We start from the raw sequence: 20,876 nt of genomic DNA, 5'->3' as shown, positions 1-20,876 counted from the left end.
AGATGAAGTCATGACAGTCAAAGAGATTTTTGAGACCATGGAATACGGCCCCGCCCCCGAAAGCGCCGCCGAGGTGCTGGCCTGGCTGGTCGATCAGGGCGACAAGTTCGGACACTATATCGACGGTGCTTTCACCAAGCCGGGCAAAGGGTTTGACAGCCGCAACCCGGCGACCGGGGAGGTTCTGGCCAAGCTGACGCAGGCCAAGCAGGCCGACGTGGACGCCGCTGTTGCCGCCGCGCGCAAGGCTCAGCCGAAATGGGAGAAACTGGGCGGCGCGGGCCGTGCGCGGTATCTCTATGCAATTGCGCGACTGCTGCAAAAGCATTCGCGTCTGTTTGCGGTGCTGGAAAGCCTCGACAACGGCAAACCGATCCGGGAATCGCGCGACATCGATATTCCGCTGGCGCAGCGGCATTTCTATTACCACGCCGGTATGGCGCAGCTGATGGAAAGCGAGCTGCCCGACGCTGAAGCGTTGGGTGTGTGCGGTCAGATCATTCCGTGGAACTTCCCCCTGCTGATGTTGGCGTGGAAGATCGCGCCTGCGCTGGCAATGGGAAATACGGTGGTTCTGAAACCCGCTGAGTATACCTCGCTGACGGCGCTGTTATTTGCCGATATCTGCACACAGGCCGGTCTGCCGAAAGGTGTCGTCAACATCGTCACCGGAGACGGTGCCGTGGGCGAGATGATCGTGGCCTCGGACGTGGACAAGATTGCCTTTACCGGCTCGACTGTTGTGGGCCGCCGCATCCGTGAGGCCACTGCCGGATCTGGTAAGGAACTGACATTGGAGCTGGGTGGCAAATCCGCGTACATCGTGTTTGATGACGCCGATATCGACTCGGCCATCGAAGGGCTGGTGGATGCGATCTGGTTCAATCAGGGTCAGGTCTGCTGTGCAGGTTCGCGCCTGCTGGTGCAGGAAGGCATCGCCGACCGTTTCCACGACAAGCTGCGCGCCCGGATGGACACGCTGCGCGTCGGCAATCCGCTGGACAAATGTATCGACGTGGGCGCGGTTGTGGACCCGGTTCAGTTGCAGACCATCAAAGGAATGGTCGAAAGCAACACAGCGGGCCATGTGCATCAAGCTGCCTGCGATCTTCCCGCAAACGGCTGCTACTACCCGCCGACACTGATCTCGGGGCTCGAGACCTCGGACCCGTTGATGCAGGAAGAGATCTTTGGTCCGGTGCTGGTGTCTTCGACTTTCCGCACACCGGAAGAGGCCGTCGAGCTGGCCAACAACACCCGGTACGGTCTGGCGGCGACTGTCTGGACCGAGAATGTGAACCTTGCGCTGGATATCGCGCCCAAGCTGGTTGCGGGCGTCGTCTGGGTGAATGCCACCAATCTGTTTGACGCCGCTGCCGGGTTCGGTGGGGTCCGCGAAAGCGGCTTTGGCCGCGAAGGTGGTTGGGAAGGGCTGACCGCCTATACCAGACCCAAGGGTAAGGCCAAGCCGCTGGCAAAGGTCGAGGCAGCCATGGGCGAAGGGGCACCGGTCGACCCGATTGACCGCACTGCCAAGTTGTATGTCGGCGGCAAGCAGGCGAGGCCCGATGGTGGTTATTCGAAACCGGTTTGGGGCAAGTCCGGCCTGCTGGGCCATGTGGGTCTTGCCAACCGCAAGGACGTGCGCAACGCGGTCGAGGCTGCGGCAGGTGCCAAAAGCTGGTCCAGAACCACCGGCCATCTGCGGGCCCAGATCCTCTATTACATCGGCGAAAACCTCTCGGCCCGTGCCGGTGAATTCGCGGCGCGGATCGACGCCATGACCGGCAGGAAAGACGGCGCGAAAGAAGTCGAGGCTTCGATCCAACGCCTGTTCACTGCCGCCGCCTGGGCCGATAAGTATGACGGCCAGGTCCATGGTGTTCCGATCCGGGGCGTGGCCATCGCCATGAAGGAACCCGTTGGCGTGATCGGTGCGCTTTGCGCGGATGAGGCACCGCTGCTGGGTCTGGTCTCGGCCATGGCGCCTGCGATTGCGATGGGCAACCGGACGGTTCTGGTGGCTTCTGAGCCCTACCCGCTGGCGGCGACGGATTTCTACCAGATCCTTGAGACTTCGGACGTCCCTGCCGGTGTGGTCAACATCCTGACGGGCAGCCATGCGGAACTGGCGAAACCGCTGGCCTCGCATCTGAATGTCGACGCGGTCTGGTCGTTTTCGTCCACCGACCTGTCGAAAGAGATCGAGGTCGTTTCAGCCGGGAACCTGAAGCGGACCTGGGTCAATAACGCGACGGCATTTGACTGGAGCATGGACCATTCCCGCCGCTTCCTTCAGGCTGCAACAGAAGTGAAAAACATCTGGGTGCCCTACGGCGAGTAGGGCTCCCGCCAAGGGAGCGTTTACTTTGGTACTACCGACTGAGAAAACCAATCGGACTTCTATCGCTCGTTTGGTGATTTTTTCTTTGGTCGGCGCATTTGCGTGCTTGGTATTCTTACTCGCAAATCGCGAAACTCTTGTGCTTCCGATGATTGAGGAGATGCGCAACGAACTCAGTCAAGAGAATGGCGCTCACCCAGTAGATCAAAGATAAAGGGCGTTACATGGATTTTTCAGGACAAACCGTCATCGTGATTGGCGGAACCAGCGGTATCAATCGCGGCATTGCCGAGGCTTTTGCGGCCTCGGGTGCCAAACTGGCCGTGGCCAGCCGGTCGCGGGAAAAGGTCGATGACACCATCGCCGCGCTGAAAGCCGCAGGCGCACAGGATGCGATTGGGGCTGCGTTTGATGTGCGTGATGCCGACGCTGTGGCGGCGGGACTGAAGCAATTCCATGACGCCTTTGGGGATTTCGATGTGCTGATCTCGGGCGCGGCGGGCAACTTCCCGGCGCTGGCGTCCGAGATGTCGGTCAACGCGTTCAAGACCGTGATCGATATCGACCTGATGGGCACGATCCACGTGATGAAGGGGGCGTATCCGTTCCTCAAACGCCCCGGTGCCAGCATCATCAATATCTCGGCCCCGCAGTCCTACCTGCCGTACGAAGGCCAGTCGCATGTTTGCGCCGCCAAGGCGGGGGTGGATCAGATCACCCGCACGCTGTCGATGGAATGGGGTGTCGAAGGGATCAGGGTGAATTCGGTTGTGCCGGGGTTCATCGAAGGCACCGAAGGTGCGAAACGCCTAGCGCCCACCAAAAACGCCCACGAAGAACTGCGCCGCGACGTGCCGTTGGGCCGTTGGGGTCAGCCGCAGGACGTGGCCAATGCCTGCCTGTTCCTCAGCTCGGATCTGGCCAGCTATATCAGCGGCACGGTTCTGGCCGTGGATGGGGCACTTTATCAGCGCGGATCGGGCAAGTTCGGCCAGATGATGGGCGATATGCTGCGGAGTATGAAAAAGGGGTGAGCCGCAACTCACCCCTTGCAGTTCAGTTGGTAGTTTCCAGCCCAACCGGCTTTCCAACGACAGTGAAATGCAGGCCGTCCGGGTCCAAAAGTTCGGATGCAACGCGGTTCACGTCTTCCAGTGTGACCGCGTTCACCTTGTCATTGCGGGTGGCGATATAATCGATGGGCAATCCTTCCATCTGCATCCCCACCATGATCCCGGCAATCTGCCCGTTGCCATCAAAGCGCAGCGGATAAGCGCCAGTCAGATAGGTCTTGGCATCGTCCAGTTCCTTCTGCGTCACCCCTTCGGTGGCGGCATGCGCCCATTCGTTGCGAATAACCTCTATCGCCTCGGCAATGCGGTCATTGGCCGATGACACCGACCCCAGGTAAACCGAGGCCAGATCCTTGGGCACAAGATAGGTTCCAACCCCATAGGTCAGGCCACGCTTTTCACGCACCTCTTGCATCAGACGGCTTTCGAACCCGCCACCGCCAAGGATGTGGTTCAGGATATAGGCGGCAAAGAAATCAGGATCGTCCCGATCTATTCCGGCATGGCCAAACAGCGCCACGGATTGCGGGGTGTCAAACTCGACAACACTGATCCCGCCGGAGATGGTCACGTTGGCCTTGCCCGGGATGGGCTTGCCCGTTTCCGGCAGGTCGGCGAGCAATGTGTCAAGCAATGCGCCCAGTTCTTCGGCCGTGATATCGCCGACGGCCCCCACATAAAGTCGATCCTTGGCAAAAACGCTTTCATACGCCGCTACCACATCATCCCGTGTCAGCGCCGAGACGCTTTCGATCGTGCCCTTGCCTTCGGAACCATAAGGGTGATCGCCATAGGCCATCTGGGCAAAGCTGCGGCCTGCAATCTCGTTCGGGTCGGTTTGATCTGATCGCAGCCCGGACAGGATTTGTGCGCGCACACGGTCAACCGCGTCCTGATCAAAGCGTGGTTCGTGAATCGTCTCACGCAGCAGGTCGGCAACCTCATCCCGGTTTTCGGTCAGAAAACGTGCGGAAATCGAAACCGTGTCGTCACCGGCGTTATAGCGGAACGATGCGGCCAGCGCCTCAAGCTCGCGCGCATAGGTCCGCGCGTCCATTTCGCCGGACCCTTCCTCGATCAGCCCGCTCATCAGATAGACGGCGCCGCGCTTGTCCGGGTCGTCCAGCGACGTACCGCCACGAAAGCGCAGCTCGAGCGCGGTGAAAGGGATCGAGTGATCCTCGACCAGCCATGCGGTGATCCCGCCGGGCGAGGTCACTTCTTCAATCTCGATCTCGGCCAAGGCAGGCAGAGCAACCAGACAGGCAATCAGCGTTGCGAGAAACCGTTTCATTGCGTCACCTCATCATCGCGCATCAGCCAGCCGGTGACCGACGCCTCGGGTTGCAGAACATCGCGGGCGGCGGCGATGATTTCGTCGCCGGTCACAGCCTGAAGAATATCAGGCCATGCCTGCACGTCCTGTATTGTCAGGCCGCTGGTCAGGGCGCGCCCATAGCGGTTGCCGATCCCGTCCACATTGTCGCGCGCATAGGTCTGCGCAGCCCGCAACTGCATCTTGATGCGGTTCAGATCGTCCTCGTCTACACCTTCGGCAATGAAATCGGCCACGGCCTGGTCCATGGCATCTTCGGCCTCTTGCAGGGAAACCCCTTCGGCGGGAACCACCAGCAGATCGAATGTTGTGTCATCCAGCGAGACGTCACGATAGAACGCCCCAGTATAAACAGCCATTTTCTGATCGAATTGCAGCTTTTCGTTCAGGTAAGAGGTCGTGCTGCCCCCCAGCAGTTCCGCCAACAGAAACAGGGCTGCCGCCTTTTCCTGATCGCCCGGATCGCGTTCGGGCGCCAGGTAACTGCGCTGGACATAGGGCTGCGCCACGCGAGGGTCCTTGAAAGTCAGACGGCGTTCGGCGGTTTGCGGGGGCTCCTGCGACCGGACCCGTTCCGGCAAATCCGCATTGGCCGGGATCACACCGTAATACTGATCGGCCAGAGTGCGGACCTCGGCGGGGTCAACGTCTCCGGTGACAACCAGAATGGCGTTATTGGGCGCATAGTGGGTCTGGTAGAAAGACAGTGCGTCTTCCAGTTCCAGTTCTTCCATCTCGTGCTTCCAGCCGATGATCGGCACGCCATAACGGTGATTGAGGTATTGTGCCGCGCTCATCTGTTCGCCGAACAGGGCGCGCGGGTTGTTTTCGGTGCGCTGGTTGCGTTCCTCAAGGATCACATCGCGCTCGGTCACGATATCCTCATCGCTCAGGCGTATGTTCCGCATACGGTCCGATTCCATGCGCATCATCAACTCAAGCCGGTCGGCGGCGACGCGCTGGAAATAGGCAGTGTAATCATACGAGGTGAACGCGTTATCGTTGCCGCCATTGGCCGCGACGGTAGCCGAGAACTCACCTGGCGCCAAAGTATCTGTGCCCTTGAACAACAGGTGTTCAAGAAAATGCGCGACACCCGACGATCCGATCGGCTCATCCGCCGATCCGGCGCGGTACCAGACCATGTGCTGCACGACAGGCGCGCGATGGTCTTCGACCACGACGACATTCATGCCGTTGTCCAAAGTGAATGTGGTGACCGCTTCTTTCCCGCCCCCGGCAAAAGCCGGGGTGGTGGCGATCAGGGCAGCCGACAAGGCCAGGGCCCGAACCATGGGGCATCCTCCGTTTCGTTTTATAGTATTCAAACTACGGTGGTGCGGCCCGGGTTCAAGCCCGATGACGGAAAGTTAAGAATTATTCATTCGGGGGCGAGGTCGGGGTTTCGACCCCGGCCCGGCGGGCGGCATCGGTTTCCGAATACGGATCGATCGACTGGCGTTCGTAGACCTGATTATAGCGGTCGACGGGGAACAGGCGCAGACCGGTCCAGCGGCCCCGGCGTTTGCGGAACGCGGCATCCTCGGCTTCGACCACTTGCCGTGCATCGGCTGGCACGCCATAACGGCTGGACGCCGTCACAAGCGCTGCATCCGACGACGGCACACCGGCATTGGGGTTCAGGGCGGCGGCATTACCGCCCAGCGCGATCACCGCATCGGCCTGAGGGGTCGGGTCTGTCAGATTTCCACCACCCGGCGTCGGTGCCGGCAGGAACGCGTAATCCTGAGGCTGGGTCAGCGGCTTGACCGGCAATACCGAAAACTCATCCGGACCCTGTCCCGGAGGCGCCAGATCCCGCAGTCCGGGATTCGAACATGCCGCAACCGCAGCGGCAACTGTCAGAACAAATATGGCGCGCGGCATCCGCATTGGTGTCTCCAGCCTGTTTCAGGCGCTTTTATCGCATATCATTCCGCGCGTCACGAGGGCTTTTTGCCGTCAAACAAAACCAGCCCCAGCGCTCCGGCGAATATGAGCACATCCGCCAAGTTGAACACAAACGGGTTGTTGATGCCACAGCAGGACATGTTCAGGAAATCCAGAACAAACCCATAAAGAAGCCGGTCGACCACATTCCCAAGCGCTCCGCCGATCAGCATGCCGCCACAGAACAACATGAATTTCGAACGCGTCGAACGACCAAGCCAGACAAGCACACCGATGCAGATCACCACGGACACACCGATCAAAAACCAGCGCGCAGCCTCAGAGTCGCCCTGAAACAGGCCGAAATTGATGCCCCGATTCTCGCCGTATTTGAACACCAGCAGCGGTGGCAGAACATCGATACCGTCGGGCCGTTCAGCCACGCGCAGGACGTGAACGACCAGATATTTGCTGATCTGGTCGATCGCGAAGGCGGCCAAGGCCGCCCAGAGAAGCAGGCGTGACCGCATCAGTGACGGAAATGACGCATACCGGTGAAGACCATCGCCAGACCAGCCTCATCCGCTGCGGCGATGACTTCATCGTCGCGCATGGACCCTCCCGGCTGAATGACGCAGGTCGCGCCCGCTTCGGCGGCTTCCATCAACCCGTCGGGGAAGGGGAAAAACGCATCCGATGCCACGGCGGAACCGATGGTCAGCGGTTGCGGCAAGCCCAGCGTTTCGGCCATACGTTCGGCTTTCTTGGCCGCGATCAGGGCCGAATCCACTCGGCTCATCTGCCCCGCGCCAACACCCACGGTCGCGCCATCCTTGACGTAGACGATGGCGTTGGATTTGACGTGCTTGGCCACTTTCCACGCGAACAACAGGTCACGCATCTGCGCGTCGGTCGGGGCTTTCTTGGTCACGACCTTGAGGTCGTCCATGCCGACAAAGCCGTTATCCTTGTCCTGCACCAACAGCCCGCCGGCCACCTGACGGACGGTTTTGCCACCTTCGGTTACATCCGGCAGCGCCTCGGTCGTAAGCAGGCGCAGGTTTTTCTTGGCGGCAAAAATCGCCTTGGCCTCGTCCGAGGCACCGGGGGCGATTACAACCTCGGTGAAGATGCCCGTAATCTCTTGCGCTGTTTCTTCATCCAGCGGCTGGTTCAGCGCAACAATGCCACCAAAAGCCGAGGTGCGGTCGCAGTCAAATGCCGCCTTGTACGCCTCAAGAAGGGTTGAACCTGTGGCTACACCGCAAGGGTTGGCGTGTTTGATGATGGCGCAAGCCGCGCCATTCGCCGGATCAAACTCGGCCACCAGCTCAAAGGCCGCGTCCGTGTCGTTGATGTTGTTATAGCTCAGTTCCTTGCCCTGATGCTGTACGGCGGTGGCGACGCCGGGGCGGTTGGTGCCGTCCGTGTAGAACGCTGCCTGCTGGTGGCTGTTTTCACCATACCGCAGGGTCTGCTTCAACTCGCCAGCAAATGCGCGGCGCGTTGGGGCGTCCAGTTGCAGCGCATCGGCCATCCAGTTCGACACGGCGGCGTCATAGGCCGCTGTTCGGGCATAGGCCTTTTGCGCCAGCCACTGGCGGAAGCCATAGGATGTCTTGCCATAGTTTTCTTCCAGCTGATCCAGCAAGGAGGAATAATCCTCGACATCCACCACCACGTTCACAAAGGTATGGTTTTTTGAGGCCGCGCGGATCATCGCCGGGCCGCCGATGTCGATATTCTCGATACATTCGTCATAGCCCGCGCCCTTGGCGACGGTTGCCTCGAAGGGGTAGAGGTTTACGACCAGCAGGTCGATGGCGCCGATGCCATGTTCCTCCATCGCCGCAACATGGGTGTCATTGTCACGCAGCGCCAGCAACCCGCCATGCACCATCGGGTGCAGCGTTTTGACCCGGCCATCCATCATCTCGGGGAAGCCGGTGATTTCGCTGACATCGCGAACCTCAAGCCCTGCATCGCGCAGCGCCTTGGCTGTGCCGCCGGTCGACAACAGTTCGATCCCGCGCTCGGACAGCGCCTTGCCCAGCTCGATCAGCCCGGTCTTGTCGGAAACGGAAAGCAACGCGCGGCGCACGGGGTGAAGGTCAGTCATGGGTCCAAAGGTCCTTTTGGCGTCAGTCAAACTTGGGCTCGTCCCGGTGCGTATCGCGCACGGCATAGGCTGTATCCTGCGCCTTGCTCAGCGTCCACCGGATGCGCGTCGCATACTCCATTGCGCGGCCAGATAGAACGATCTGTTTTGTCGCGCGTGGCTTTAAACGTCCTTTTTCAAGGTAAACACTTGGTTCGACAGATAATTTTCCCACACCATCATGGCGGAAAACCCAGATCTCGCCGCTTTTGAGCGCCATCGACACTGCCGCCCCGCCCAGATCCAGCGCAGCATCAACGTCAGGATGCAGATGAAAACGGATGTCATAGCCAACGCCCCTGAGGCCCGAGGCGTCCATCGCCCTGTCGAACTGACGCTTGGCCTTGTCGGTTGCGGTCAGCAGAATATCCTCGACCGTCAGCTCACGCCCGTCAAAGCGCAATTCGAATGTGCGCGCGTGGGTCAGCCCGAAGACTTTGACATATCCGTCATGCCCAGCCATGAAACGGATGCCTTCGAACGCATCTTCAAAATCGACCGGAACGTCCCGCGGCGCATCGACCAGCGCCTGACTTTCGCGGCCCGGCAACGGGTTGGCCAACCGCGCGCTCGAGAACCCGTCCAGACACAGGGTTGAGTGAGATGGGGTCGCACGCCCGGCACGGCGCCAATCCAACCCGAAACTGGCCCCCGATCCACAATTCACGATCAAAGGGCGACGCCCCGAGGTCAGCTCGAACGCCAGCGTGGATGCGTGCGCGTTGAATGAGGCCGCTCCGGACGGCGGCGCGCTGGCATCCACGATCACCGTGGTGCGTGCTGCGGACAGGCGGGCATAGCCCATTGGCAGTTCGGTCGCCGCCTTGTGCTTGACGCCGCTTTGCGCAAGCGCCTGTTCCAGCCGCCCTTCGACCCCGCGCCCACCGCCGTGAAACCGCGCCAGCGCGCCATCCGCATGGCGCAGACTGCGCAAGGTCGGTGCAATCCGCTTGATCGCCTTGGCCTGCGCGACAGGTGTACCGCGTCCAAGATCGCTGAGCGCCGCCGACGTCCAGCTGAGCAGCATGAACACTTCAAGCAGCTCTTCCGGGTTGCGTGTTGGAATACCGCCTTGCGCATCCACTTGCCGGTCACACTCGCCAGCCAAAGCCCGCAGGGCCGGATCGGCCATCTGCTCCAACCCCTCCAGCGCCAACCCGGCTTGCACAAGACCGGCCAGCGCCTCGAAACGCGGCAACCCGGGTGTCGCGGCCTGCCAGCGCTTGGACAGGAACCATGTTTGCTGCGCCAAAGACCGAAAGAACAGTTTGCTTTGCTTCTCATCTGCCCCGCGCAGCAGAAAGAGTGCATGGTTGATCCAGCGCATCACCCGCCGCCCGGTCAGGTCAGGCACCCAGCCCGGGCCCTGTCCGCGGCCATGCGCCTCGATCCAGCCCCAAACCCAGCGCTGCGCTTTTTCCCGTGCGCGCATATCACCGACGGCGGCCAGATCATCCAGCCATGCAAAACCATGGCGTTCCTCGTCAAAGCCGGCGCTGGGGGCAATGACATCCCACAACGCTGTATCGTCTGCCTCGACCAAATAGCCGGCGAACAAGAGATTCCCCGCAACCAGCTGCCGCCCGCGCGCAAACGAACCAACGGTGCGCGGCTGGGGCTGCGCAACAAACCCCGTAGCTGCCTTTTGCCGTTGGCTGAGACGCGCGTAGAAACGGTTCTGCAACCGCATCCACCGACTGGCCATGGTGTCCGAATTTGACATGCGCGTGTTACTCTGCCCCTTGCGCTCTGCTGGCGCTTGAGACCCAACGATAGACCGCGCCGATCGTCAAGTCATCGAAAAGCGTGCGCTCAGGCGGATTTGTTCAGGCAGGCGATATAGAACCCGTCCATACCCCCGCGATCGGGCCAGTAGTCGGGCCGCAGACGCAGGCCGCCTTCCTCGGTGATCCAATTGTCTTCGATGCCGGAGAGCTTCAGTGCCTCGCGATCAACACGCATGTCCGGATACATGCCCAGCGCGTCTTCGATCTGAACCTCGCCCTCATCCGGCAAAAGCGAACAGGTGCAATAGACCAGCCGCCCGCCGGGTTTCAGCAGCGTCCATGCGTGGGCCAACATCTGCGCCTGCAATTCGATCAATCCGCCAAATTCCGAGCCATCCTTGGCAAACGGCAAGTCAGGATGCCTGCGGATCGTACCCGTGGCCGAGCAGGGCGCGTCCAGCAAAATTGCGTCGTACTGGCCCTGATGGTCCAGCGCGTCACCCACGATGACCTCTGCCTGCAACCCGGTCCGGGCGAGGTTTTCGCGCACGCGTTCGGTGCGCGCCGCGGATACATCCAGCGCCGTCACATCCGCCCCCGCCGCGGCCAGTTGCATGGTTTTACCGCCCGGAGCTGCGCAAAGGTCCAACACCTTCTCGCCCGCCTTCGGTGCCAGAACACGCACCGGCAGCGCGGCTGCCGCGTCCTGAACCCACCAATCCCCAGCCTTGTATCCCGGCAAGGCCGAGACCTGACCCGCATCCAGAATACGCACAGACCCGGTGGGCAGTTTTTCGCCCGGAGGGCCTTCTGCCCCCGGCTTCAGTGTAAGGTCCAGTGGTGCGCCCGCGAAATGCGCCTGTTCCATTCCGGCAACCGCTTCGGAACCCCACGCCGCGAGCAGCGGGTCTCGCAACCACTCCGGCAGACGCGGGACACGCATTTTCGGCCATGCTTCGGGACCCTCGGACGCGACCTTGCGCAAAACGGCATTCACCAAGCCTTTCAGACGCCCGTGCTTGCGCGAGCGGCTGATGATTTCAACCATGGAGTTCACCACCCCATGCGCAGCTTCCCCGTTGCACAGCTCGACCGCGCCCAGCCGCAGCGCGTTGTGTACGGTCAGGGCGGGTGTTCGGTTCAGGTGATTGTCCAGCAGACGGTCGGCGCGCTCCAGCCCGCGCAGGGTTTCCGAGGCCAGCCGCTGGGCACGCGCGCGATCCTCTGGCCCCAACCGATCCAAAGCGCCCGCAGCGAGGCATTCAGACAACAGGCGGCCTTCGCCCAGAACCTGATCCAACAGATAGATTGCGCTGCGCCGTGCTGCTGTCGCGCTGTTTGTCATGGTACCGCCTTCATGTGACCTGTGCCCGCATTGCCATTGGCGGACGCGGGCGTATATCAAGGCTATGCACGGAAAGGAACCCGATGTCATGAGTGACGACCGCAAAGACCTGCCCCCCGCCGCCCAACGCGCGCTGGCCGAAGCGGAAGAACGCCGCCAAAAAGCCAAGGCCGAAGCCAGGGAAATGCCCAAGGAACTGGGCGGGCGCGATGGGCTGGACCCCGCCCGTTACGGTGATTGGGAAAAGAAAGGCATCGCCATCGATTTCTAGGCCCTCAGCCGCGCAGCGCCTTCAGAAAATCATCGATCAGGGCGCGCTGTTTTCTGGACTGCGCCCGATCTTCGGGCCATGTCAGCCAATACCCGTCCTTGGTCTGCAGCTCTGGCAGCTCTAACCTGCGCAACCGGCCATCCTTTAGATCACCGGACGCCAGCGGAACCGAGCCCAGCACAATCCCCATACCGCGCCTTGCCGCCGAAACGGCGTGTTCCATCGAATCAAAACTGACATGAGATGGCGCGACGTCCCCATGCCCGTATTTCCGGTTCCACTCGCGCCAGCCAGGACGCTCGCCGCGCAGATCGATCAGGGGGGCACCCCATTCAACGCCCGGCGCGGCCATCGGCACCAGCACCTCATGCGCGATCAACGCCGCGTCGCGCCCGGCCCACACTCCGCGACCATAGCGGATTTGCAGCCAGGTGCGTTCCTCATCCAGCGACGACCGGCGCGCAACCGAGTCGGTCATCACCCGCACCTCGGGGCGCAGATTTCGGAACACAGGCAGGGCTGGTACAACAAGGGCGTGGATGTTTGATGACAACCCGGCGACCCTGAGTTCGCGTGGCGATTTTCCAAACAGATCCTCAGTGTTGCGTTCCAACGCCAGCAGGCTGTCCTGCACCAGCGGCAGATAGCTTTCGCCTTCGACCGTCAGTGACACGCCGCGCGCCTCGCGCACAAACAGGGACCGGCCCAGCCAAGCCTCAAGATTGCCGATCCTTTGGCTGACGGCGGCCTGCGTCAACCCGAACTCTTTCGCAGCCGCCGAAAACCCGCCAAGCCGCCCAGCGGCTTCGAACACACGCAACCAATCCAGCGGCGGTAATCCGGTCTTATTTTTAGCCATTAGTTTTTCCAAGCCTCAGCCGAAATAAGGATTAATTGTCGTAATGCCACGAACGGCGTATCTGCTCAACCAAAGCTCGCGCCGAACAGGAGACCCCCAATGCTGCGCACCGCCACCCACGACACCTCGATTGTTACAGTCGCGTTCGACACCGGGGCCAAGGCCCGTTTCCACGCCATCTGGCTGCGCGACAACGCGCTGGACGCTGATACCCGCGCGCCGGGCAACGGTCAGCGCCTGATCACCATCGGCGATATTCCTGCCGACATCTCGGTCAGTTCAGCCGAGGTGGTCGCGGGCGACCTGCAAGTCACGTTCCAGCCTGAGGGCAAAATCGTTACCTTCCCGGCGGACTGGTTGGCCGAAAACAGCTACGACCGCGATCATGACATTGCGCTGGGTCGCATCGCCCCCGGCATCACGACCTGGGAAAGTGGCATCGCCGCGCCCAGCGGCGATTGGAACGAGGTCCATGCCAGCCCGGCGGCCAAGCGCAATTGGCTGGCCGCTGTGGCCGAGTTCGGCTTTGCCAAGCTGACCGGCGGCCCGACCGAGCCTGAATCGTTGCTGAAGGTCGCTGACCTGTTCGGCTATGTCCGCGAAACCAATTATGGCCCCTATTTCGAGGTGCGGACCGAGGTGAACCCGACCAACCTTGCCTATACCGGGCTTGGCCTTCAGGCGCATACCGACAACCCCTATCGCGACCCGGTGCCGACCTTGCAAATCCTCTATTGTCTGGAAAACTCGGCTGAAGGCGGGGAGTCCATTGTTGTTGATGGCTTCCGCGCCATCGAAAAACTGCGTGACTCAAACCCCGAAGGCTTTGCCCTGCTGACCGGATATCCGGCGCGGTTCGAATACAAGGGCTCGGACGGGGTCTGCCTGCGGTCGCGCCGCCCGATGATCGAGTTGTCGCCGGATGGTGAGTTGATCGGCATCCGCTTCAACAACCGCTCTTCCGCCCCCTTTGTGGATGTGCCGTTTGACAAGATGGAGGCTTATTACGCCGCCTATCGCCAACTGGGAGATATCATCGACGATCCGGCGATGGGCGTGTCGTTCAAACTGGAACCGGGGGAAAGCTTTATCGTCGACAACACCCGCGTCCTGCACGCGCGGCTTGGCTATTCCGGGGCCGGATCGCGCTGGTTGCAGGGATGTTACGCCGACAAGGACGGGTTGCTGTCCACACTGGCGGCGATGGAGATGGCGCATCCGGAGGCGGCGGAATGAAACCCGATTTCTCGACACTGAACCGGGACAATATCGTTGCCTTCATCGGTGACATCTTTGCGCGCCGCGGCGGTGAAGAATATCTGGGCGAGCCTGTCACCATGGCCCAGCACATGCTGCAAGGCGCCACCATTGCCGAGCAGAACGGGATGCCCGAGGAAATTATCGTGGGCGCCTTGCTGCACGACATCGGCCATTTCACATCCGAGTTCGGCACCTACCACCCGGATGACACCGAAGACCGTCATCATGAGGACGCGGGCGCCGAGGTACTGGAGCAGTTCTTCCCTTCGGTCATCACCGATTGCTGCCGCTATCACGTGGCGGCCAAGCGGTATCTTTGTGCCACCAAACCCGAGTATTTCAATCGCCTGTCCGCCGCATCGGTTCACACGTTGGAACTGCAAGGTGGTCCGATGAGCGCCGAAGAAGTTGCCGTGTTCGAAGCCAACCCGAACCTGAAAGAGATTATCCAGGTCCGCTATCTGGATGAGGCCGGGAAACGCGCCGACATGGAAACCCCTGACTTTGCACATTTTGCGCCGATGGTGCAGCGTATGGTCGACAAACACATGGAGGCCGCATGAACGCCCCGGAATACATCTTTGAAGCCAGCACCAAACCCTCGCTGCCCTGGCACGAGGTTCCCCTGATCCGCGCGACGGACGCCTCGGTCAAAGGCTATGGGTGTCTGATCGATGATCCCGAAGGGTTCGAGATCGAGATCACCCGCTGGCCACAACAGGGGTGGCGGCCGATCGATGAAGGCACCGGCGACGAAGGCGGCTGGGTCGAAGGCACCTTTCGCGGTGAGTGGAAGGGCGACGTGCTTTATGGCGAGAACGAAGCGGTCAATGGCCACTATGTCCTCGGCTGGTCCACCGATCCGCAGCAGGCACAGACAAGCCGCCAAACAGCGCCCCGCGATCAGGTGCTGCTGTGGCACATGAACTACCACCCGGATGGCGGGCAGATGTTCTGGCCGCTCGACAACAAGCCCTTCATCATTCCTGCCGCGTTGCCCGGCGACAACCTGACACCAGAAAAGGTGGTGGCGTTCTGGTGCGACGGTTCGCGCGGGCTGTATATCCATCCCGGTATCTGGCACGAGGGGATATTCCCGGTTGAAGACAACCAGCGGTTCCTCGATCGGCAGGGTGCGGTGCACGCCCGCGTCAGCGCTGATATCGGTCAGGAATTTGGCGTCTACCTCGCCTGCCCGCTGCGCGCCGACAAGATCAGGGATTTGTGATCAGAGCCCCCCGATGAGCAGATCGGCAACGCGCGATCCAAATCTGCGTAGCCAGCAGGTATGGTACGAAGAACGCGAAGTTCTGAACCTGATCGAAAGGGCCCGAGAAATCAGGCTCTGACCCCAACCCGCCGGTCAACAGATACCAAACCGTATAATGCACACGGTAGAGCCACGACCCCAGCGCCAGCCAGAACAGACGCAGACCCCATGCCCAATGGCCAGCACGATCCGCGAATATAGCCATGCGCGCCACCATCAGAGCTGCAGTGAACAGGCAGAGCCCATACAAGAAAAACGCTGCAGACATCATCGGTCCACCGATCGTTCCCCGCAGGGGGATATAGGTCATTCCTGCCAGTCCGGTGATCAAAGCCGACGCAATCAGAGCCACACCCAAGCCGCGGTGAAACCGATTGTATTTCAGCCGAAGCCCTTTCAGCAGCTGCAGCGGCACAAGAGCCACCAACACCGTTCCGGCAAGGATATGCAACATCATCGCCGCATTAGCGACACTCTGGTCATAGGCAAACAAGTAGCTTTTTTGTGCCGCGCTCTCAGACAGCCCGACGCCGATCATGTCAAACCCCTGCGCGACGAAGGGCAGCAGGGTCAGATAGAACAGGACCAGCACCAATCCGGTCATCACACGTGATGTCAGGTTCCGCATACGCCCGAGTGTAACGCCGTCGAGCGGCCCGTCTATGGCTTACAGCCCAAGCACATCCACCATGTCATATTGACCGGGGGATTTGCCCTGCCCCCACAGCGCCGCTTTCAACGCGCCGCGGGCAAAGATGGCGCGGTCGGTGGCCAGATGGCGCAGGACGATGCGTTCTCCGGGGGCGGCGAACAGGACATCATGTTCCCCCACGATGTCGCCGCCGCGAATAGCGTGAAAGCCGATATCTCCACGCTTGCGCGCGCCGGTGATGCCGTCCCGACCCCGGTCGGACACGTCCGACAACTCAACGCCACGCCCTTCGGCTGCGGCCTCTCCCAGCATCAAGGCGGTGCCCGAAGGTGCATCTACCTTGTGATGGTGGTGACCTTCGATGATTTCGATATCGAAATCCTCATCCAGCGCAGCTGCGACCTTTTTGGTCAATTGCACCAGAAGGTTGACGCCAAGGCTCATGTTTCCGGCTCGTACGATCACCGCATGGCGGGACGCGGGTTCCAGTGCTGCGATCTGTTCGTCGGACATGCCGGTGGTGCCGATCACATGCACACAGCGCGCCTGCGCCGCCAGCGCAGCGAATTCCAGTGTCGCCTCGGGCGCGGTGAAGTCGATCACTGCCTGCGCCTGCGCAAAGGCCTCCAGCGGGTCGTCGGTGACGGTAACGCCCAGCGCCTGCCCGCCCATGACCGTGCCCACATCCTGACCGATCCAGTCATGGCCCTTGCGTTCGACCACGCCGACCAGACGCGCCTGATCGCTGTCCGTCACGGTCTTGATCAGCATCTGCCCCATACGGCCCGAAGCCCCTGTGATGACGATCCCCGGAATATGGGTCATTGCGCTGGTCCTTTTCGTTAAGTCGGCTCAAAGCCTCCTACCCGGTTCGCGCCCGCTTGGCAAAGCCCCGCTTTGCGCTTAGATCGGGGATTATGGCAAAGAACAAATTCCATGATGGCCCCGGCCCGTCCCAACGGCAGCTGCGTGTCGGCGAACTGATCCGCCGCACCCTGTCGGAAGTTCTGGCGCGCGGAGATGTCCACGACCCCGACCTGAATCGCATGTCGATCACCGTGGGTGAGGTGCGCACCTCGCCCGATCTGAAGATCGCCACCGCCTATGTGCTGCCCCTTGGCGGCAGAGGGCAGGAGGACGTGATCGAACTTCTGGCCCGCAACAAGGGTGAGCTGCGGCGCATGGTCGGCAAGAAAGTCGGCCTGAAATTCGCGCCCGATCTGCGCTTTCGGCTGGATGACACGTTCGACCGTCTGGACGACACCCGCCGCATGTTCGAACAGGACGCGGTGCGCCGCGATCTGGACGAGTGATCCGCACGTTTGTCACATTGGCGACGCTTCTTTGGGCCGCGCAGGCAGGAGCGGTCACTTGTGAAAAGCTGACCCATGAGGACAAACGTTATACGGTTTGCAACGTCGATGCCGCCAATGAAGATCTGAGGCTGTTTCTTAACGGCGAAGACGGTCAGGTATTGGGGTATTTTTCGTCGGTCAACGAAGTGCTGGCCCCGGAAGGCGAACGGCTGGCTTTTGCGATGAACGCGGGCATGTATCACGACGACCGTTCACCCGTTGGCCATTATGTCGAGGACGGCCAGGAGCAGATGCGTGTGATCACCAACCCCGGCCCCGGAAATTTCGGGTTGCTGCCCAATGGCGTGTTCTGCATCCGTGAGGGCCGGGCGGATGTGTTTGAAACGCTTGATTACGTGGATCAGGCCCCCACCTGCCGCTTTGCCACCCAATCCGGCCCTATGCTTGTGATCGACGGAGAACTGCACCCGCGCTTCTTGCCCGATTCGACCTCGCTTTATGTTCGCAATGGCGTCGGCACCAGTTCCGATGGTACGCGTGCGGTGTTTGCGATCTCGGAAGATTATGTCACCTTCCACGAGTTCGGGCGTCTGTTCCGCGATGTGCTTGGCACACCAAACGCGCTGTTTTTCGACGGCAATATCTCGCGGATGTATGAGCGGGCCAGCAACCGCTCGGATCTGGGGTTCTCGCTGGGGCCGATTGTCGGCGTCGTCGAAGAAACGCCCGCAAATTGACAGTGGCAGAGTGATCCGTTAACTCGCGCGCCTTAGCAAGATTCAAGGTGCAAGATGGGACGCAAACGCAAGGGTCGCGACATTTCCGGCTGGCTGGTGGTGGACAAGCCCGCGGGCATGACCTCGACCGCCGTGGTCAACAAGGTGCGTTGGGCGATGGATGCCAAAAAGGCGGGCCATGCGGGCACACTGGATCCCGAGGCGACCGGCGTTCTGGCAATTGCCTTGGGCGAGGCGACCAAGACCGTTCCCTATATCACCGATGCGTTGAAAGCCTATACTTTTACCGTGCGACTGGGGCAGGCCACCAACACGGACGATGCCGAGGGCGAAGTGATCGCGCAAAGCGACGCGCGCCCCTCGGATGACGATATCAAACAGGCGCTGACCCCGTTTCTGGGCGATATCATGCAGGTACCGCCCAAATTCTCGGCGGTTAAGATCGACGGCCAGCGCGCCTATAAACTGGCCCGTGATGGGGAGGATGTGGAGCTGAACGCTCGCCCCCTCTGGGTCGAGGAACTGATCCTTGTCGACCGCCCCGACGAAGATCACGTGGTGCTGGAGATGACCTGCGGCAAAGGCGGCTATGTGCGGTCTATCGCCCGCGATCTGGGCGAGGCGCTGGGGTGCCACGGCCACGTCAAGGAACTGCGCCGCATCTGGTCCGGCCCGTTCGAGGCCGAGGACGGGTTGAGCATCGAGCAGATTGACGAGATGGCGAAAACAACCGCGTTGGACGAATATCTGCACCCGCTGGAAACCGGCCTGTCCGACCTGCCCGAGCTGAAATGCACCGCCGAGGGGGCAACCCGTCTGCGCAATGGCAATCCGGGCATGGTGCTGGCCTCAGACATTGAATACGGCGACGAGGCCTGGGCTTCATTCGACGGCAAGGCCGTGGCCGTTGGCATCTATAAATCCGGTGAATTGCACCCCAGCCGGGTGTTCGTCGACTGAGAGCCGTGTTAGGCGAAGGGCATGATCACCCGTTCCCATACCAAGGGCGACGCGCCCTCGACCGCCATCTATTCCGATTGCGAGAAATACCGCTATAGCCTGACCCGCATCTGGGACCCTGAAGGTCGCAAGGCGCTGTTTGTGATGCTGAACCCGTCAACCGCGACCGAGGTGCAGAACGACCCGACGGTGGAACGCTGTGAACGGCGCGCACGCGCGCTTGGGTTCGGCGCGTTTCAGGTCACGAACATCTTTGCGTGGCGCGATACCGACCCGCGCAAGATGCGGGCTGCCGCCGATCCGGTCGGGCCCGAGAATGACGCGGCCATTCTGGACGGTGTGCAATGGGCCGATCAGGTCATCGCGGCCTGGGGCACGCACGGCGCGCATCTGGGGCGCGGCCCTGCGGTGGAAACCCTGTTGCGCGGAACCGGCCAATCGCTGTTCCATCTTGGCCTGACCAAGGACGGACACCCCAAACATCCGCTTTATATCGCCTATACGCAGCAGCCTGAGCTCTGGTGACAAGGGTTAACCATTTCAAAGGTTTACCTTTGACCCTGTGACGGGCGATATGGGATATTCCACCCTCGGAGCATCATGCTTTCGGAGGGGTTCCATGTTTCTGGCCGGATTGCTTGGACTGGCCGCCATTGGCGGCGCTGCTTACGCGATGAGCGATTTTCTGATCGAAGAGGACGACACGCCGGATGAAAACCCCGAAGGTGAACCATCAGCCGAGGTTGATACTGGTGAGTTTCTGGTCATCGGCGAGGGTGTCGAAGATCCGGAAAGCACCGACACCGAACCTTCGCCGGACAGTGACGAGGCACCCTCCACCGGGACTGTGATCTCGGAGTTTGAAGGCGATCTCGTGATTGCCGGTGACGATGGTTCGGACGTGATTACCGGGCAGGACGGTGTCGATCAGATCAACGGCTATGGCGGGGACGACACGATAAGCGGTGCCAAGGGCAACGACGTTCTGCACGGGGGCGACGGCGCGGATGAGATATCGGGCGGGCAGGGAAATGACATCCTGCACGGTGAGGCGGATGACGACCTCTTGTTCGGAGATGACGGGGAGGACGCCCTTTACGGTCACTTTGGTGACGACACACTGGATGGCGGTGCGGGTGAGGACGAACTGTTTGGCGGTCAGGGCGACGACAGGCTGGACGGTGGCGCAGGGGATGATGCGTTGCAGGGCGGGTTCGGGGACGATGTTCTGAACGGGGGCGAAGGTGAGGATACCGTCTTTGGCGGGGATGGAGACGACTTTGTTTTCGGGATCGAAGAGGGGGCCGCCGAAAGGGATTTCCTGAACGGCGGTGCGGGTGACGATACCATTCTGGCAGGCGGCAAAGACGTGGTAACGGGCGGAGACGGGGCCGATGATATCGTGTTGAACCCAGGCGACGATCAGGTGACCGTGATGGGGTTTCAACCCGGCGAAGACAAGCTGCTGGTGACGTGGGAGGATGAGACCGACCCGGCAATCGAGGTTGAGGTCGACGCCGAAAACGCCAACCTGACAAGGGTTTTCATAGATGGCCAGGAAGTTGCGCAGGTATATGGTGCCGAAGGGATGACAGCGGCCGACATTCAGCTGATCACCGAAGCCCAGTTGGCGCAATACGGGCAGATGGCCTGAGCCCGCAGAAACCCTTTGCCATTT

The 20,876-nt window shown here is 61.1% G+C and carries 21 protein-coding genes; 11 read left to right on the top strand and 10 right to left on the bottom strand.

What is annotated here, in order from left to right:
* Positions 1–10: 10 nt before the first annotated feature.
* Positions 11–2,344, top strand: coding sequence for an aldehyde dehydrogenase family protein (locus ACR0CE_RS17590; RefSeq protein ID WP_480833342.1), 2,334 nt, complete (start codon positions 11–13; stop codon positions 2,342–2,344).
* A 224-nt stretch (positions 2,345–2,568) separates the two neighbouring features.
* Positions 2,569–3,378, top strand: a complete 810-nt coding sequence (locus ACR0CE_RS17585) for an SDR family oxidoreductase (RefSeq protein WP_480538540.1) — start codon at positions 2,569–2,571, stop codon at positions 3,376–3,378.
* 22 nt (positions 3,379–3,400) lie between these two features.
* Here the strand turns inward: ACR0CE_RS17585 and ACR0CE_RS17580 are convergent, their stop codons facing one another.
* The 7 genes from ACR0CE_RS17580 to ACR0CE_RS17550 all read right to left on the bottom strand — a co-directional run bounded on the left by ACR0CE_RS17580 (position 3,401) and on the right by ACR0CE_RS17550 (position 11,873).
* Positions 3,401–4,711 carry a M16 family metallopeptidase gene (locus tag ACR0CE_RS17580; RefSeq protein WP_480774265.1) on the bottom strand — a complete coding sequence of 437 codons (1,311 nt, stop codon included), beginning with the start codon at positions 4,709–4,711 and terminating at the stop codon, positions 3,401–3,403.
* Positions 4,708–6,048, bottom strand: coding sequence for a M16 family metallopeptidase (locus ACR0CE_RS17575; RefSeq protein ID WP_480482855.1), 1,341 nt, complete (start codon positions 6,046–6,048; stop codon positions 4,708–4,710). Before ACR0CE_RS17575 ends, ACR0CE_RS17580 begins: the two co-directional genes overlap by 4 nt.
* A gap of 82 nt (positions 6,049–6,130) precedes the next feature.
* Positions 6,131–6,646 carry a DUF3035 domain-containing protein gene (locus ACR0CE_RS17570; protein ID WP_480482853.1) on the bottom strand — a complete coding sequence of 172 codons (516 nt, stop codon included), beginning with the start codon at positions 6,644–6,646 and terminating at the stop codon, positions 6,131–6,133.
* A 50-nt stretch (positions 6,647–6,696) separates the two neighbouring features.
* Entirely contained in the window at positions 6,697–7,173 is a 477-nt protein-coding gene (gene lspA, locus ACR0CE_RS17565; protein ID WP_480833341.1) for a signal peptidase II, read from the bottom strand.
* Positions 7,173–8,762 (bottom strand): bifunctional phosphoribosylaminoimidazolecarboxamide formyltransferase/IMP cyclohydrolase, encoded by a 1,590-nt coding sequence (gene purH, locus ACR0CE_RS17560; protein WP_480833340.1) that lies wholly within the window; start codon positions 8,760–8,762, stop codon positions 7,173–7,175. The genes lspA and purH overlap by 1 nt, the downstream gene beginning before the upstream one ends.
* Positions 8,763–8,784: 22 nt before the next feature.
* On the bottom strand, positions 8,785–10,524 hold the full coding sequence (locus ACR0CE_RS17555; RefSeq protein WP_480538534.1) for a heparinase II/III family protein: 1,740 nt from the start codon (positions 10,522–10,524) through the stop codon (positions 8,785–8,787).
* A gap of 89 nt (positions 10,525–10,613) precedes the next feature.
* The gene (locus tag ACR0CE_RS17550) at positions 10,614–11,873 is read right to left on the bottom strand and encodes an RsmB/NOP family class I SAM-dependent RNA methyltransferase (RefSeq protein WP_480833339.1); all 1,260 of its coding nucleotides are present in this window, start codon (positions 11,871–11,873) and stop codon (positions 10,614–10,616) included.
* An 88-nt stretch (positions 11,874–11,961) separates the two neighbouring features.
* On the opposite strand from ACR0CE_RS17550, the gene ACR0CE_RS17545 reads away from it, so the two are divergent.
* A complete protein-coding gene (locus ACR0CE_RS17545) occupies positions 11,962–12,144 on the top strand; it encodes a DUF1674 domain-containing protein (protein WP_480538530.1) in 183 nt (60 codons plus the stop codon).
* Positions 12,145–12,148: 4 nt separating this feature from the next.
* Here ACR0CE_RS17545 and ACR0CE_RS17540 read toward each other — a convergent pair whose 3' ends face one another.
* Complete coding sequence (locus tag ACR0CE_RS17540) at positions 12,149–13,003, bottom strand: LysR family transcriptional regulator (RefSeq protein ID WP_480622587.1); 855 nt, start codon at positions 13,001–13,003, stop codon at positions 12,149–12,151.
* Positions 13,004–13,102: 99 nt separating this feature from the next.
* On the opposite strand from ACR0CE_RS17540, the gene tmpA reads away from it, so the two are divergent.
* The 3 genes from tmpA to ACR0CE_RS17525 are packed head-to-tail and all read left to right on the top strand — an operon-like array spanning position 13,103 to position 15,491.
* Positions 13,103–14,239, top strand: coding sequence for a 2-trimethylaminoethylphosphonate dioxygenase (gene tmpA, locus ACR0CE_RS17535; protein ID WP_480833338.1), 1,137 nt, complete (start codon positions 13,103–13,105; stop codon positions 14,237–14,239).
* On the top strand, positions 14,236–14,826 hold the full coding sequence (gene tmpB, locus ACR0CE_RS17530; RefSeq protein WP_480482839.1) for a (R)-1-hydroxy-2-trimethylaminoethylphosphonate oxygenase: 591 nt from the start codon (positions 14,236–14,238) through the stop codon (positions 14,824–14,826). The genes tmpA and tmpB overlap by 4 nt, the downstream gene beginning before the upstream one ends.
* Positions 14,823–15,491 (top strand): ureidoglycolate lyase, encoded by a 669-nt coding sequence (locus tag ACR0CE_RS17525; protein ID WP_480482837.1) that lies wholly within the window; start codon positions 14,823–14,825, stop codon positions 15,489–15,491. The genes tmpB and ACR0CE_RS17525 overlap by 4 nt, the downstream gene beginning before the upstream one ends.
* On the opposite strand, the gene ACR0CE_RS17520 is transcribed toward ACR0CE_RS17525, so the two are convergent.
* Entirely contained in the window at positions 15,478–16,161 is a 684-nt protein-coding gene (locus ACR0CE_RS17520) for a DUF2306 domain-containing protein (RefSeq protein WP_480833337.1), read from the bottom strand. The genes ACR0CE_RS17525 and ACR0CE_RS17520 overlap by 14 nt on opposite strands.
* A gap of 39 nt (positions 16,162–16,200) precedes the next feature.
* On the bottom strand, positions 16,201–17,010 hold the full coding sequence (gene dapB / locus ACR0CE_RS17515; RefSeq protein WP_480547389.1) for a 4-hydroxy-tetrahydrodipicolinate reductase: 810 nt from the start codon (positions 17,008–17,010) through the stop codon (positions 16,201–16,203).
* Positions 17,011–17,102: 92 nt separating this feature from the next.
* Here dapB and rbfA point away from each other — a divergent pair, with 92 nt between their 5' ends.
* The 5 genes from rbfA to ACR0CE_RS17490 all read left to right on the top strand — a co-directional run bounded on the left by rbfA (position 17,103) and on the right by ACR0CE_RS17490 (position 20,852).
* Positions 17,103–17,498 carry a 30S ribosome-binding factor RbfA gene (gene rbfA, locus ACR0CE_RS17510; RefSeq protein WP_209505090.1) on the top strand — a complete coding sequence of 132 codons (396 nt, stop codon included), beginning with the start codon at positions 17,103–17,105 and terminating at the stop codon, positions 17,496–17,498.
* Positions 17,495–18,238 carry a phosphodiester glycosidase family protein gene (locus ACR0CE_RS17505; protein ID WP_480833336.1) on the top strand — a complete coding sequence of 248 codons (744 nt, stop codon included), beginning with the start codon at positions 17,495–17,497 and terminating at the stop codon, positions 18,236–18,238. The genes rbfA and ACR0CE_RS17505 overlap by 4 nt, the downstream gene beginning before the upstream one ends.
* 54 nt (positions 18,239–18,292) lie before the next feature.
* Positions 18,293–19,198, top strand: a complete 906-nt coding sequence (gene truB / locus ACR0CE_RS17500; protein ID WP_480487926.1) for a tRNA pseudouridine(55) synthase TruB — start codon at positions 18,293–18,295, stop codon at positions 19,196–19,198.
* A 21-nt stretch (positions 19,199–19,219) separates the two neighbouring features.
* Positions 19,220–19,723, top strand: coding sequence for a DUF1643 domain-containing protein (locus ACR0CE_RS17495; RefSeq protein ID WP_480833335.1), 504 nt, complete (start codon positions 19,220–19,222; stop codon positions 19,721–19,723).
* Between the two features lie 94 nt (positions 19,724–19,817).
* Positions 19,818–20,852 carry a calcium-binding protein gene (locus ACR0CE_RS17490; RefSeq protein WP_480774269.1) on the top strand — a complete coding sequence of 345 codons (1,035 nt, stop codon included), beginning with the start codon at positions 19,818–19,820 and terminating at the stop codon, positions 20,850–20,852.
* Positions 20,853–20,876 lie beyond the last annotated feature (24 nt).

It is taken from the genome of Ruegeria sp. L11 (assembly GCF_056531755.1).
Note: the sequence above shows the minus strand (reverse complement) of the source record. Positions and strands in the feature narration are given on the sequence as shown.